Below are 16,026 nucleotides of genomic sequence, written 5' to 3' on the forward strand. Positions count from 1 at the left end.
GAACCTCAATTATAAGTGAAATTATTAAAGCAAGAAACGACAAAAAAATTAGTCAAAAAAAATTAGAAGAATTAAGTGGTGTTAAACAACCGATTATCGCAAGATTGGAGACAGGAAAAACTAATCCTAGACTTGATACATTAATTAAAATATTAGCACCTTTAGGAAAAACTATAAAAATTGTACCAATAGAAAATTAAGGAGCAAGACAAATTAAATTATATCTTACCCCTTAATATTATATATATAGAAATTTGTTAACTATAATTCAATAACTGCACCTGTTGAAAAATAATGTGCAGCTATTTTAGATTCTCTCTCTTTCATCCTTTCAACCACATGTTTGCCAGTACAATGTCCAAAATATACAGTTTCTACACCGTGGTTTTCTAATTCATCAATTACCTTATCTATTCTCTCTTTCTTTGCTTTTAATAAATGAATTCCACCAATTATGGTTTTAACAGGCTTTTTATGGACTTTTGAAACATGTTTTACAATTGATACAATACCTGGATGTGAACATCCAACAATAAGAGTTAAATCCTTACCTTTATCAATTACCATAACTGATTCATCTAAAAATTCATCTTTTTTATAACCTTTAGAATCTCTAAAAAAATATCTTTTTGGTAATGGTTCAAATGATTCGGTATTCTTAATACTTGAATGGATAGAAATATTTTTAGTCAATTTTAAACAATTTTCTACTAAGTCTGTATGTATAACATGGCAATTCAAAAACTTATCATCAAAGTTAACACCTTTATAATAATACATACCATCTATTAATGCATATTTGTCAAAAAAGAATCTTGACCCACAAATCAATTCTCTACATCTATATCTTTCTACAAATTCTCTATAACCACAACAATGATCATAGTGAGAATGACTTAATATTACAGTATCGACTGCATTAAGATTTTTTTTAAGTAATGTTGCATTATATATAAAATCTGAATTAGGCCCTGTATCAAAAAGTATAGACAAATCATCAACTTCTATAAATAAAGATAATCCATGCCCATTTTTAGCATGTGGAAAATTTTCAACACTATTATCGAATAATACCGTACATGTATGCATATAAACTCCTTTTTATACGTTAGTTATAGAATATACCCAAATTTTTGAAATTACTATAATAAAATACACTTTTATCAATAATTGATAATAATTAAATTCTTGTTATTAGCAACATTCATATGACAATATATTTAAATTATCTTTATTTCTTTTTTATTGAAAATAAAAGAGCTTTTTTATATTAAGAAATTAGTATTTATCATAATAATTAATATTTTTTACACATACTAAAATACACTTTTTTAATTTTATGTTACATAAATATTTACTATACATATATTTAAAATTATTTTCTTTACAAAGCAAAAACTGTAAGCTATTATTTACTTTATGGAAATAAATGCAAAACAAGATACAAGAAAAGTTAAAACACAAAATATTTTAGCTTATGGATGTGGAGACTTCTTTGGAGGCGGTTCTTTTCTAATTATTAGTACATTATTTATGGTATTTTTAACTAATGTAGCTAAAATACCACCACAATATGCAGCAATTGTAGTACTGATTGGAAAAGGTTGGGATGCTATAAGTGATCCTTTATTTGGAATACTCTCTGATAAAACAAAATCAAGATGGGGTAGAAGAAGAATTTATTTCTTAATTGGCATAGTTCCAATTATTGTAAGTTATGCAATGCTTTGGAATAGTGTTAAATTTGACTCATTAGCCCTAAAAGTAATTTACTACACATTTACCTACTCCCTATTTTCAACAGTTTTCACCTCTGTTATGGTTCCTTATAATGCACTAGTTAGTGAGATGAGTGTTGAATATAAAACTAGAGCTAGATTATCTGGTGCAAAAATGGCATTTTCTCAATTCTCTGCATTAATTGCAGGAACAATTCCAGGCTACATTGTAAATAATTTATACAAAGATAATCCTGCTATGGGATTTAGACTTGTTGGAATTATTTTTGGTGTTGTATATGCGATTCCTTGGATTTTCGTATTTATTGGTACCTTTGAACAAGATAACATTCAAAAAGAAGAAAGCACTTTATCACTTGGGCAAAGTTTTAAGGAATTAAAAACATTATTATCTAATAAAACATTTAAGATTCATATTGAAATGTATCTTCTAGCTTATGTAGCTATGGATATTTTATCAACAAGCTTTATTTATTATGCTACATATTATTTATTTAAAGCAGATAGTTTTTACTACTTCTTAGGTGTATTTTTATTGTCTCAACTATTAGCACTTGCCTTCTATATTGCTTTTTCAAACAAAAAAGGAAAAGCTACAGCTTATAGAATAGGTGCTGGAATAATAATAGTAGTTATGATTCTATTTACTATATTATTAAATGAAAATTCTCCAACAGCTTTGATTATTGCTCTATGTGTCGTAATGGGACTTGGGTTTTCAGCAATTATATCCATGCCTTGGGCAATGCTTCCTGAATCATGTGACATCGAAATACTATGTCATGGTAAAGATAGATCAGGTGCTGTAGCAGGTATGTTCACACTTATTAGAAAATTAACTCAAGCTGTAGTACTTTGGTTATTTGGTAATGTATTAGCAATAGTTGGATTTGATGGTGAATTATTAACTCAAACTCCACTAGTTGTTAATACAATTCGAGTAATGTTTAGCATTGTTCCATTAATCTTAATGATCTTTGGTTTCTTAGTTAGTAGAAACTACAAAGTCAACCCGGAAACCTTTAAAATAGCTAGAGAAGAAATCTCGAGAATTCAAAACGGTGGGAAGAAAGAAGACATTGAAGAAAAAAATAAAATAATAATAGAGGAATTAACAGGACACGAATATAATTAGTCATTGTCCTTATCTTTTTTGGCAATAGTTATTTTATAGCTATTGCCTTTTTTATTATGTAATTATACATTATTTTTATATAACAAATATAATATGAACAATTAATTATATTTTAATATAAAAAACTCCTCAATAATTCTCTAGTCTCTCTCTTTTTCAACAAACAGTAAAATTAATCATAAAACAACCCTTTAAGCATGTTTAAACTAATAATCCAATCTAATATTAATTTTATAATCATTTTATTTTATATAAAATTAAATTATACACCTAACTATAAAGTTGTTTAACTAATAAAAATAATTTATAATTTAAATTAAAACAAATTAAGGAGAAAAAAATGATTAATAAACAAACAAAATATGTGTTATCTATATTTGCAGTAGTTCTAATATTATTCATTGGTTGTGATTTTTCTCTTCAAACTACTACTGAAGAAAAAGACCCACAAGGAAGTCTAATTATTGATTTTGATTATACAAGTGCAAAATCAGTTGTTATGCCTGATATCACTATAGATATCGATTCATATTTGATTAGTGGTGAAGGACCAGATGGAAAAATATTTGAAGATGTTAGTTGTAATTGTAATGAATCGGTAACAATAAGAAATCTATCTATAGGTGAATGGACCATTAATGTGCAAGCTTTAAATGAAAATGGTGATATCCTTGGAGAAGAAACTAAAACAGTAAACATTGAAGAAGATAAAGAAACTTCTTCCCATTTATCCATACATGAATTTGAAGGTCAAGGAACTCTTTCATTAGAAATTGATTGGGCTGAAGAAAACATTACAGAGCCTAACATTGTCGCAAGCCTATGTATACTAAACGAAAAAACCCGTACTGATATTGATTTTATTATTAACTCAGATAATAAAACAGCAACCTACAGTAATAATTTTCAATCTGGTTACTATTTGTTAAACATAATATTCTATGATGGATCAACAGATGATTCTAATAATATTATTGATAGTAAAAATTACACTGTTAGAATAGCAAAAGATAAAATCACAAAATTAGATTTAGAGCTAGCTAATGATTCTTTTACAGAACAGAATGATGAAATTACTGATGACTCTTTTTCAGTTTCATTAGATTCAGATAGTTATGAATCTACAATTGGAGATAATCTCAATATATCAGCATCAACAGATGTTAACACTGCATTAGATTACTATTGGTATTTAGATGAAATACTATTAAATACCTCTAGCACGAATTCAATTTCATTAAATGAAGAATTAACAATAGGTACACATACCATAAAAATTATTGCTGATAATGATGGTTTATATGCTTCTGATTCAGCTATAATTACTACTAATGATGCAGATAGTAATATTACTATAAAAATAATTAATCCTGAAGATAACACTATTGTACATGAATCAACACAAAAATACTGCATAGCAAATAGTGAACAAATAATTGAAATTAGTTCTAATAATATTGAAATATTGGAACCTAGTTTATTATCAATCTCAAAAAAAGAAATTTACCCTGATTCAATAGAGTATTATTCAGCATTTTCTTATAATCAAGAGCTAGAATCAATTCCAACAAATTTAGAAGAATTTACTCCACCTAATGATTTTTCTTTATTACAAAGCCTTATCATAACTAGCCCTTTTGATATGGTAAGTGACATAACTTATTTTGCAAACACTGGAATAAATAATAGCGAAAATATATATTTTTATTTTGGTTTGAACGATAATGTAACTCTTTCAATAAATGAAAGTGCAATTGGGGAAAGAATAGTGTCAAACATTACAGTTAATAATTGTTTTATTTATCAAATTGATTCTATAAGTCATTTTTTATATAAAAACAGCGAATACTTTACAATAATTGGGAACTACAATATAGAAATATCAATTAATGCCAAAAGAGGTGAAGATTTAACAATAGAAGATTTAATATTTGATTCTAATGGTGGAAATGAAGAGCCTGAGAACAGATATTATTTTCCTGGAGATATAATTGATTTTCCTACTAATTTATCATTCACAAAAGAGGGTTATCATTTAGTAGGATGGAATACAAAAGCTGATGGAACTGGATCCAATTACGGTCTAGAGGATAAATATACTGTAAAAAAATCCGAAACAACTCTTTATGCTGTTTGGGCTCTAGACTAATTTTAACAAATATTGAATAAGACCATAAACAAGGGAATGTATTATTAATACACCCTTGTTTATATTATACTTTCTAATAACAAATATTCTTATATTACAAATTTATTATAATTAGCAATAACAAATCCATTATATTAAAATAAATAAATAAATCAATATTAGCTGTTACTGTTACATAGCATAATTATTTATTGTTTTCAAATAAAAACTATTTTATAATTAAAATATAATCTTGTTAGGAGAAAACATGCTAAAAAAACAATACTTAAAATCATTATTAATTTTCAGTTTTGTTTTTTCATTTTTATTTGTTAGTTGTGATTTTACTACTCAAAGCCAAAATGGTAATTTAACTATACATTTTAATAATGAAAATACAAAATCATCATTAGTTCCTTCTATTGAAATGGAAGTAGCTTCTTATTCAATAACAGGAATTGGCCCAGAAGATAGGAGCTTCACAGAAGTTACTAGTAATGGAGAGGATGTTATCATTGATAATTTATATAAGGGAACTTGGGAAATAACTGTTCAAGGATTAAATTCCTCTGGAACACCTATTGGGGAAGGAACGAAATCCGTTGAAATCATAGCAAACACTACAACATCTACTAGCATAGTTGTTGAAGAATTTTCAGGAGAAGGAGAATTAAATTTAGATGTTAAATGGCCATCTCAAGATATAGAAGACCCTAATATCGTCTCATATGTAATATCAGAAAATGATGATACTAATACTGATTTAGAATTTACAATAAATAGTGAAACAGCAAGTGCTTCATATAGTGGTAATTTAGATGCTGGTTATTATACGCTTTACCTTAATTTGTACGATGGAGAAACTACGGATATTAACAACAAACTTATAGGTAAAGTATATTCACTAAGAATAGTAAAAGATCAAAATACATCATATACTTTAACTACAACAACAGATGACTTAAATGTAAATGGCTCATTATCTGTATCGGTTTCTAACAATATAGAAACGACATTTGACGTTACTCTATCTTCTAATCAAATAACGCTTTATGAAGGTTCTAGCGAAACATTAACAGCAACTCCAGGTGATGAGGGTGAATATACCTATAGTTGGTACTTAGATGGTAAAGAAGAAGATGAGACATCTAATGAATATACTATTTCAGAAACACTTTCTATTGGTAGACATAATATTGATGTTATTTGCTCTAAAGATGGTATGATTACTTCAAGTAGTTGTGTTATCGATATAGTATTCCCTGATAACTATGTAAAAGTTACAATCTATACTAAAGATACTACTAACGTAGAAAAAGAACTTTATTTATTTTATGGGGCAACAAATTTTGAACAAGGAATACTTGAAGAAGATGATTCATTATTAGAGATTACATCAGATTTAAATATACAATTAGTCAATTACGATAGCGAAGATTATTTTAACAATATTTTCATTGGTACAGCTTATAATCAAAATATAGACCTCCAAAACTATAGTAAAGGAAATTATCCTAATAATTATACTTATTTAGCATTAAAATTTGAAAATCAAAAAGGAACTGAATTACCCCTTAGTGATAATACTAGATTTGAGTTAATTTCTTATAGTAGCTTAAATAGTTACGATAATTTTGCATTTAATTGCAGTGATTGTGATAGTAAATATATTTCAATTTATAATATTGGAAATGTAGGTGAGTTAGTAAATGGGAATGTTACTATGAAAAACACTTCTATTTATAGCAGTGATGATACATTAATTGGTAATTATGATGTAGAAATATATTTTAATGTAACAAGAGGTAATGACATAACAATATCTGATATAATTTTATATAATAATTTAGATATTTACGATTCTGCTGAATCTTATCCTATGCTTTTAGATGAGGTATTCACTTTTGATGAAGATAAATTATATACAGATACTAACTATACTCAAATAAATTGGAACACAAAAGCAGATGGCACTGGAACTACTTATGAAACAGGAAGCACCTATACCGTAACTGACAGTGACACATCATTCTATGCAATATGGGAAGAAAAATGATAACTTATCCATCAAATATTTTGTTATTTGAGTTCTAATATAAAACAAGGGAGTGCTAATTTTACACTCCCTTTTTTATATATATTGTTTTATTTATAATCCAATATCACTTGCAACTTCAGCCATTGCTTTAATAGAGATTTCCATTATTTGAGGAAGATCCATACCCATCATAGTAGCACCTTCTTTAATAATATCTCTATTTACACCAGCAGCAAATCCTGCACTTTTGAATTTCTTATTAACACTCTTAACTTTCATACCTTCCATCTTAGTAGGTCTCATAAGAGCTGTTGCATTAATAAGCCCACATAGTTCGTCTATAGTAAATAGAACTTTTTCCATTTGTAATTTTGGTTCGATATCTGTACAAATTTTCCAACCATGAGAACAAATAGCTCTAATAAAAGGTTCTTCAACATTTGCAGCTTTTAATAGCTCTTCAGTTTTTGCACAATGTTGTTCTGGCCATTTTTCATAATCTAAATCATGAAGTAAGCCAACATTACCCCAATATTCTTCATCTTCATTATAATATTTAGCAAATGCTTTCATTACAGCTTCAACAGCTTTACCATGATTAATTAATGCTTCACTTTCATTATATTTTTTTAATAACTCTAAAGCTTCATCTCTTTTCATTAAATACCTCTTATAAACTAGTATAACATTATAGTTAATAAATGATAAATATATTATTAAAAATTATCTTTGTATTCTAGCATTTGCTCCATTAGCAAAAGCTATAACTTGTTCTAGATTTGCCATCGAAGTATCTCCTGGGAATGTAGTTAATAAAGCTCCATGAGCCCAACCTAATCTTAGAGCTTCTTCTGGAGATTTACCTTCTAATAACCCATAAATTAATCCAGCGGCAAAGCCATCTCCTCCTCCAACTCGATCATAAACATCAAGAACTGTAGTTGGAGCTTGATAACCTTTACCATTATAATATAATACGGCACTCCAATTATGCTTATTTGTAGATACAACTTCTCGCATAGTAGTTGCAACCGCTTTAATATTTGGAAATTTTTTTGACACATCATTCATCATAGAATAAAACGATTCAGAATCTAATTTACTCTTTTTTTCTACATTTGGCCCTTTTAAACCTAACCCTAATTGTAAATCTTCTTCATTACCAAAAAGAACATCAACGTTTTCAACTATTTTAGATAAAATCTTTTGTGCTTCAATTTTAGAATCTTTTCCATCAAGTTTTAAAGAATCCCAAAGCTTTGCTCTATAATTTAAATCAAAAGAAACAATTGCCCCTCTTTTATGAGCTTCTTTCATAGCTTTAATTATCGTTTCAGGAATAGCTTCTCCCAATGCACTGAAAATACCCCCACTATGAAACCATCTTATATTATTAGAAAAAATAGATGCCCAATCAAAAGTTTCAGTATTTATATATGATGCCGCTTCATTACTTCTATTATAGAAAACAACTGGAGCTCTTACCCCTTGCCCTCTATCACTATAAACTAAAGCCATATTGGGACCACGCACTCCATCAAAATCATAATATTTATAAAAGGGAACAACCCCCATTTTTGCAACTTCATTAGCAATTTTATTTCCCAAGGGATAATTTACCATAGCAGTAGCAATCGCTGTTTTTTGATTAAAGGCTTTTGCTAGATTTGCTGCCACATTAAATTCTCCTCCTGAGACGTGCAAATCTACATTATTTGCAAAATCAAGAGGAACAACTCCACTATCTAATCTTACAACTAAAGCCCCAAAAGCCATAAAATCAATCGAATCAATTGATTTTTCTTTTATACTAAGAGTAGCCACTTTTTTCTCCTTTATTAATTATTTCCATCTAAATACTATAAGTACTAGACGAAGTTGAACCACCTTTCCCTGTCCAATTAGTATGATAATATTGACCTCTTTCTTTATCTATACGTTCATAGGTATGTGCACCAAAATAATCACGTTGAGCTTGTAGTAAATTTGAAGGAAGTTTATTACATCTATAACCATCAAACCAAGATAAAGCTGAAGAAAGAGCTGGTGTTGGTATTCCAGATTCTATAGCTAAAGAAACAATTTTTCTAAGAGCAGCTTGATTTTGCATGATTATTTTAGAAAAATATGGATCTAATATTAAATTTAATAAATTAGGATTATCAGTATAAGCTTCTTTAATTTTATCTAAAAACTGAGATCTGATTATGCATCCACCCCGCCAAATTAATGCAATCTCACCAAGATCTAATCCCCATGAATTATCATCACTTGCTTTTTTCAATAGATCAAAGCCCTGAGAGTATGAAATTATCTTTGAAATATATAAGGCTTGTTCTAAATAATTTAACACTTCGTCTTTATTGATTTTAGTTTTAGGCAAATCAACACTAAATATATCTTTAGCAATTATTCTTTGTTCAATTTCAGAACTTAAACATCTAGCAAAAACTGATTCTGAGATTAATGTCAGAGGAATTCCATGCATAAATGCATTAATGCCTGTCCATTTACCTGTTCCTTTTTGGCCTGCTGTATCTAATATATTATCAATCAAATAGGATCCATCTTCATCTTTGAAAGATAGAATATCACTAGTTATTTCGATTAAATAAGATTGCAAGTCATTTTTATTCCATTTATCAAATACTTGAGATATTTCAAGAGAAGACATTTTCAGTTTTTTTCTCATTATATCGTATATTTCACAAATTAATTGCATATCCCCATATTCTATTCCATTATGAACCATTTTTACAAAATGGCCAGCACCGCCTAATCCTAGCCAACTACAACAAGGCTTTAAATCATCTCCAGCCTTTGCTGCTATTGCTTGAAAAATTGGTTTTACAAACTTCCAAGCTTTTATATTTCCTCCAGGCATCATTGAAGGTCCCATTAATGCACCCTCTTCACCACCCGATACACCTGTTCCAATAAATAATAAACCATGACTTTCTAGATATTTTGTTCGTCTTGTAGAATCAGAATAATTAGAATTACCACCATCTATAATAATATCCCCCTTATCTAATAAAGGAATTAATTGTTCTATTGTTGAATCTACTGGTTTTCCTGCTTTAACCATAATCATAATTTTTTTTGGAGTTTCTAGATTTTCAACTAATTCTTTAAGAGAATAAGTTGGAATTATATTTTTACCTTTAGCTCTAGAATGTGCAAAATCATCAACTTTTGAAGTTGTTCTGTTAAATACTGCAACCCTATACCCATTTCTCTCCATATTTAGCACCAAGTTTTCACCCATTACTGCTAATCCGATTAATCCAATATTTGCTTTCATATAAAGCTCCAATCCTTGTTTTTTCATAAAATAAAATTTATGTTATATTTTTTGCTATGACCTTCTTTTTGCTATTATTTCTCTCATAGCATTCAAAGAATCCAAACCAGATTTTTCTTTTAAGTTCATTAATTCAACATATAAAATATTAATAAATGTCGCTGTTGCTATGCTAGCAGAAAAGGCTTCTGCAACAACTTCACTATTTAAAGGACAAGCTTGTAAAACAATATCTGCCATTCTAGCTAATGGAGAATTCGAATAACTAGTAATAACACAAGTTTTACAACCTTTTTCTATTAAAGATTCTGCAATTGAGATAATGTCATAATTGTTACCTAAATGACTAAATAATATAGCACAATCTTTATTTGTTGCTTGAGAAGCCAACATCAATTGCATATGAAAATCTTCTGCAAATTGACAGGAAATACCTGTACGAATAAATTTATGAAAAGCTTCTCTTGCTGCAATATTTGACCCCCCTAGTCCAAATAAATATACATTTTTAGAAGTTGCCATGTTATTTGCAATTTTCATCAGGTCATCTTGATTTAAGGTTTGAGCACTTGTTTCTAATACTTGAATTGTATGCTTAAATATCAAAGACGGAATGTCTCCTTGTTTATCTAAATCAATCTCAAATACTTGGCTGTTTACTGCAACACTTTCTTGTGCTAATGCAATTCTAAATTTTTGATATCCACCATAACCTAATTTTCTAACAAAACGAACTAGTGTTGCTTCACTAGTTCCTACTTTCTTTGCAAGTACATCAATACTTGGATTTACTGATTCATTTGGATACTTGATAATATAATCAGCAATTTGTTTTTCTTTTTTACTTAATTCATTATATTTATTCTTTATTGAATAAATTACACTAATAGGTTTCATTAATAATCCTTTATTTTATTATTCTTTTTTAAAATTATAATATGAAAAAAATATTCATGCAATAAAAAAAAAATTATTTTTATTTACAACTAACTTTTTTTGTTACATAATGTTCTTTAGAAATACATAATTAATTTTACAAAAGGAGGAAAATAATTATGAATAAAAAAATCTTAGCTTTACTATTAATTCTAAGTCTTGCTTTCCCACTTTTTGCACAAGGAAGTAACGAAATGGAACAAGAAACACAAGAAATACGTGTTTTACTTGCTAACCATCCTTATGGTGATTTATTAAAGAAAAAAATCCCTGAATTCGAAGCTGCTACCGGAATAAAAGTTAATGTTGAACAATTACAAGAATCACAACTTACTCAACAACTAACTACTGAATTTGCAACAGGCTCTTCAACCGTTGATGTATTTATGACTAGACCTCTTCAAGAAGGTTTACTATTCATGAAGAATGGCTGGTATGCACCATTAAATAATTATAATTTTAATGACTATCCACAAAGCACTATTGATATTGGTGCAAAAGAAGGTTCAAACTATATCGTTCCTTTAGTAACTGAATGGGAAGTATTATATTATAGAAAAGATTTGTTTAAAGCTGCTGGATTGGATGTTCCAACTAACTTTGATGAATTATTAAATGCCGCTAAAGTATTAAATAAAAATGGTGTTGCAGGATTTGCTTCTAGAGGTAAAGGAGCTGCTGGTGTAACTCAAATGTCTAGTTATGTTTATAACTATGGTGGTAGATATCTAGAAAGTGGTCATTCAGTATTTGATTCAAATGAAGCTATTGATGCAATTCGCTATTATGGCAAAATTAATGGTATGTATGGCCCTCAAGGTATTACAAGCATGTCTTGGGAAAATATAATGCCTATTTTCCAAGCTGGAAAAGTAGCTATGTGGACAGATGCTTCAGTATTCTATGGCAACCTAATTGATCCTGAAAAGAGTGTTGTACCAAAAGAAGATGTTGGAGTTGCAGCTTTCCCAGCTGGTCCAAAAACAAACAATCCTTATATTGTAGTTTCTTGGGGTATGTCAATTTCTAACAAAACAAAAAATCAAACAGCTGCTGAAAAATTCTTAGAATGGGCAACTTCTGCTAATTTTGCAAAAGAAGGAATGTTAAGTAACATTACTATGGCTAGAAATTCTGCATGGACTGATGAAGAAGTATTAGAAATAATGAATCCTGGTTTAGTTCAATCTCAAGCTTCTGCAGCTCAAAATGGTTATCCTTATGATAGACCATATATGAGTAGTGTCGGCGCTGCAAGAGATTTAATTGGTGAATTAATTATTGAATCAATTAATACAAACGGAACTTCAACAAAATTAGAAACTTTAGCTGAAGAAAAAGTTATGGCAGTAGATAAATTATTAATGGAAGATGAAGAATATTCTAAATAATTTAAATTAATGATTATGCCAGCAATTCAAATGTTAATATTTGATAAGCTGGCATCTTTTTAATTGGAGATAATTCATGAAAACAGGTTTTTTTGAGAGAAATATAAAATATATATTTCCCCTTCCCGCTGTAATTTTTGTAATTGTACTTATGGTTTTTCCAGTATGCTACACTTTTTTTCTTAGTTTCACCGATTGGTCATTAACTAGTGGTAGACCATTAAGTTTTGTAGGGTTTGCTAGCTATTTTGAAGTTTTGAAAGAACCTCGTTTTTTAGCAGCACTTGGAAGAACTCTATATTTTACTTTTGGAGCAATAATAGTAGAAGGTATTTTAGGTGTTACTATAGCATTATTATTAAAAAATGAATTCATGGGTAAAGGTGCTATAAAAACAGTATTATTATTACCTTTAGTTGCCACTCCTGTAGCAGTTGGTATTGTTTGGAATTTATTCTATGACCCCAATATAGGAATTTTAAATTGGGTATTAAGTGTTCTACATTTACCTGCAAATGGTTTTGTATCAGATTCAAAAACCGTTATGCCTTCTTTAATTCTTGTCGACGTTTGGCAATGGACACCTATGATTACATTAATGGTCATGGCGGGTTTAGCAGGTCTTTCTAATGAACCTTTTGAATCAGCAATTGTAGATGGCGCATCACCTAGACAAGTCTTATTCAAAATAACATTACCTATGCTAATGCCTACAATTTTAACTGCAATAATATTAAGATCTATTGATGCTTTAAAGACTTATGATATTATCTATGCAATGACAGGAGGTGGCCCTGGATATTCTTCTGAAAATTTAAATATTTTAGCTTTTAAATATAGTTTTGAATATTTTAGGATGGGACAAAGCGCTGTTATGTTGGTCTTTTTATTTATTTTAGTTTCTTCTTTCAGTCTTGGTGTAATGAAAATAAGAAAAAGCTTTGAAATGTAGGAGATATGAAAAATGAGTAGAAAAAGAAGTTTAAAAAGTAAAATACTAAATATTATCGTGTTAATCATTATCGTTATACCAATAATATTTCCATTTTTATGGATGTGCATGAGTTCAATCAAAACTCAAGTTGATATAATTGCTTGGCCCCCAAGATTCTTATTTGAACCAACTGCTACAAATTTTGAACGAGTATTTATAGAGCAAAATTTTTTCCATTATTTAAAAAATTCAATCATAGTTGCCTTTGTTGCTGTTTTCTTATCTCTTTTAATTGGATTACCTGCAGCATATTCAATAGCAAGATATAAACAACGAAGATTATCAGTTTTTATCTTATTAGCACGTTTATTACCTGGTATTTCATTTCTTATGCCTTGGTACATAGTGTTTTCTAGATTACATTTAATGGACTCTTATACAGCTTTAATTTTATCACATATGTTAATAGCTTTACCCCTAATTGTTTGGGTAATGGTTCCATATTTTGATGCAGTACCAATGGAACTAGAAGAAGCAGCAATGGTTGATGGATTACCCCGCCAACAATCATTTGTTGAAATAGTGTTACCTTTATCAACACCTGGTATTGTCACAGCAACAACTCTAAGTTTCATTTTTAGTTGGAATAATTTTATGTTCTCACAAGTTTTAAGCCAACAAAAAACAAGAACACTACCAATTGCTGTATATAACTTTTTATCATATGTAGAAGTAGATTGGGGTGCTGTTATGGCTGCAGCAGTTGCAATTATGACTCCAGCTATTATTATAACTATGATATTCCAAAAATATGTTGTTCAAGGATTAACTGCTGGTGCAGTAAAAGGTTAAGGGAATGTATAAATATGAAAATAATTAAAATTAACACTTATTTTGTAAGACCTAGATGGGGTTTTGTTGAAATTATTACTGATTCTAATATTTCAGGTTGGGGTGAAGCTGTATTGGAAGGACATGCTAAATCAGTTCTTTCTTGTGTAAATGAAATGAGCGAATATCTAATTGGGAAAAACCCTTCAAATATTGAAGATATTTTTAATATTTTATATAGGGGGGGCTTCTATAGAGGCGGTGGCGTAATGATGAGTGCTATTTCTGGTATAGATCAAGCCCTCTGGGATATTAAAGGAAAAATATTTAATGCTCCTATATATGAACTAATGGGTGGAAAATGCCGCGATAAAATTAAAGTATATTCTTGGATTGGAGGTGATCGTCCAAATGATACAGGTAATGCAGCTAAAGAAAAAATGAATCAGGGATTTAAAGCTATTAAGATGAATGCAACAAGTGAATTAACTTATATAGATTCAAATTCAAAAATTGATTCAGTTTTAGAAAGAGTAGCTGCTATTAGAGAAGCTTGTGGTAAAGACTTTGGAATTGCAATAGATTTCCATGGTAGAGTACATAAACCAATGGCAAAAGTTCTAGCAAAAAAACTAGAAGAATTTAATCCAATGTTTATCGAAGAACCAGTATTGTGTGAAAATATGGAATACTTCCCTGAAATTGCAGCAGCATGTAATATACCTATCGCAACAGGAGAAAGATTGTTTACAAAATATGATTTCAAAAGACTTTTTTCTATTGGTGGAATCGATATTATTCAACCTGATTTATCACATTCTGGTGGAATAACAGAAGTTAAAAAAATAGCTTCAATGGCAGAAGCTCATGATATTGCATTAGCTCCACATTGCCCTTTAGGCCCTATTGCTCTAAGCGCTTGTTTACAAGTTGATGCAACTAGTTACAATGCAACTATTCAAGAACAAAGTATAGGTATCCATTATAATAAAGGTAGAACAGTACTAGATTATATTCAAAATCCTCAAGACTTTAGTTTCACTGACGGTTGGGTAAATATGCCAACAAAACCTGGACTTGGAATTGAAATAAATAAAGCCTTAGTTATTGAAGAAAATAAGACGCCTCATTCTTGGAAAAATCCTCTTTGGAGACATGAGGATAATTCTGTTGCTGAATGGTAAATCAATTAATTTCTAAAAATACAATATCCACTTAACATGTTGCTATTTTCAAAAAAAATGGTTTATTGTTACCAAAAATATTTTTCATCACTTTTGGAACTTGTACAAGCCAAAAATAATTAATAAACACGATAATTAATAATTTTCGTGTTTATTAATAAATAAAATTATTCGACTATAAATTTATCTAACTACTCTTCCTGAAACATTACCGGCAGCTAAAGATTTTACTTCATCTATAGTTACTAAATTGAAATCATGCTCAATAGTATGTTTTAAACAAGAAGCAGCAACTGCAAAATTTATTGCATCTTGCTCCTCATAATTATTAAACAAACTATAAACAAGCCCACCACTAAATGAATCTCCACCACCAACTCTATCAACAATTTGAATAGTATAACTT

Annotated in this window: 14 protein-coding genes; 8 read left to right on the plus strand and 6 right to left on the minus strand. The window is 29.1% G+C overall.

All coding sequences use genetic code 11. The features are described from left to right. A partial coding sequence (locus ACPKM0_RS09150; protein ID WP_472475319.1) for a helix-turn-helix domain-containing protein occupies positions 1-200 on the plus strand: 200 nt, incomplete at its 5' end. Between the two features lie 61 nt (positions 201-261). Here ACPKM0_RS09150 and ACPKM0_RS09155 read toward each other — a convergent pair. After that, positions 262-1,089 carry an MBL fold metallo-hydrolase gene (locus tag ACPKM0_RS09155; protein ID WP_472475320.1) on the minus strand — a complete coding sequence of 276 codons (828 nt, stop codon included), beginning with the start codon at positions 1,087-1,089 and terminating at the stop codon, positions 262-264. Between the two features lie 330 nt (positions 1,090-1,419). Here ACPKM0_RS09155 and ACPKM0_RS09160 point away from each other — a divergent pair, with 330 nt between their 5' ends. The 3 genes from ACPKM0_RS09160 to ACPKM0_RS09170 all read left to right on the plus strand — a co-directional run bounded on the left by ACPKM0_RS09160 (position 1,420) and on the right by ACPKM0_RS09170 (position 7,058). Further along, on the plus strand, positions 1,420-2,874 hold the full coding sequence (locus ACPKM0_RS09160) for an MFS transporter (protein ID WP_472475322.1): 1,455 nt from the start codon (positions 1,420-1,422) through the stop codon (positions 2,872-2,874). A gap of 340 nt (positions 2,875-3,214) precedes the next feature. Then, the gene (locus ACPKM0_RS09165; RefSeq protein WP_472475324.1) at positions 3,215-5,023 is read left to right on the plus strand and encodes an InlB B-repeat-containing protein; all 1,809 of its coding nucleotides are present in this window, start codon (positions 3,215-3,217) and stop codon (positions 5,021-5,023) included. A 247-nt stretch (positions 5,024-5,270) separates the two neighbouring features. After that, positions 5,271-7,058, plus strand: a complete 1,788-nt coding sequence (locus ACPKM0_RS09170) for a hypothetical protein (protein WP_472475325.1) — start codon at positions 5,271-5,273, stop codon at positions 7,056-7,058. 93 nt (positions 7,059-7,151) lie between these two features. Here the strand turns inward: ACPKM0_RS09170 and ACPKM0_RS09175 are convergent, their stop codons facing one another. From ACPKM0_RS09175 to ACPKM0_RS09190, 4 genes are all read right to left on the minus strand, one after another. After that, a complete protein-coding gene (locus ACPKM0_RS09175) occupies positions 7,152-7,700 on the minus strand; it encodes a hydrolase (RefSeq protein WP_472475326.1) in 549 nt (182 codons plus the stop codon). Positions 7,701-7,763: 63 nt separating this feature from the next. After that, the gene (locus ACPKM0_RS09180; protein WP_472475328.1) at positions 7,764-8,864 is read right to left on the minus strand and encodes a PfkB family carbohydrate kinase; all 1,101 of its coding nucleotides are present in this window, start codon (positions 8,862-8,864) and stop codon (positions 7,764-7,766) included. Between the two features lie 28 nt (positions 8,865-8,892). Next, positions 8,893-10,344 carry a decarboxylating NADP(+)-dependent phosphogluconate dehydrogenase gene (gene gnd / locus ACPKM0_RS09185; protein ID WP_472475330.1) on the minus strand — a complete coding sequence of 484 codons (1,452 nt, stop codon included), beginning with the start codon at positions 10,342-10,344 and terminating at the stop codon, positions 8,893-8,895. 54 nt (positions 10,345-10,398) lie between these two features. Continuing rightward, the gene (locus ACPKM0_RS09190; RefSeq protein ID WP_472475331.1) at positions 10,399-11,241 is read right to left on the minus strand and encodes a MurR/RpiR family transcriptional regulator; all 843 of its coding nucleotides are present in this window, start codon (positions 11,239-11,241) and stop codon (positions 10,399-10,401) included. A 158-nt stretch (positions 11,242-11,399) separates the two neighbouring features. On the opposite strand from ACPKM0_RS09190, the gene ACPKM0_RS09195 reads away from it, so the two are divergent. The 4 genes from ACPKM0_RS09195 to dgoD all read left to right on the plus strand — a co-directional run bounded on the left by ACPKM0_RS09195 (position 11,400) and on the right by dgoD (position 15,620). Then, on the plus strand, positions 11,400-12,671 hold the full coding sequence (locus tag ACPKM0_RS09195) for an ABC transporter substrate-binding protein (protein WP_472475333.1): 1,272 nt from the start codon (positions 11,400-11,402) through the stop codon (positions 12,669-12,671). Positions 12,672-12,747: 76 nt separating this feature from the next. Further along, the gene (locus ACPKM0_RS09200; RefSeq protein ID WP_472475335.1) at positions 12,748-13,623 is read left to right on the plus strand and encodes a carbohydrate ABC transporter permease; all 876 of its coding nucleotides are present in this window, start codon (positions 12,748-12,750) and stop codon (positions 13,621-13,623) included. A 12-nt stretch (positions 13,624-13,635) separates the two neighbouring features. Beyond that, positions 13,636-14,457, plus strand: a complete 822-nt coding sequence (locus tag ACPKM0_RS09205) for a carbohydrate ABC transporter permease (protein WP_472475337.1) — start codon at positions 13,636-13,638, stop codon at positions 14,455-14,457. Between the two features lie 14 nt (positions 14,458-14,471). Further along, positions 14,472-15,620: a galactonate dehydratase gene (gene dgoD / locus ACPKM0_RS09210; protein WP_472475338.1), complete on the plus strand. Its 1,149-nt coding sequence runs from the start codon at positions 14,472-14,474 to the stop codon at positions 15,618-15,620. Positions 15,621-15,803: 183 nt separating this feature from the next. Here the strand turns inward: dgoD and ACPKM0_RS09215 are convergent. Continuing rightward, positions 15,804-16,026: PfkB family carbohydrate kinase (locus tag ACPKM0_RS09215; RefSeq protein ID WP_472475340.1), on the minus strand; the 223-nt coding region annotated here is incomplete at its 5' end.

The organism is Pleomorphochaeta sp. (assembly GCF_050031695.1).
Taxonomy (GTDB): Bacteria; Spirochaetota; Spirochaetia; order Sphaerochaetales; family Sphaerochaetaceae; genus Pleomorphochaeta.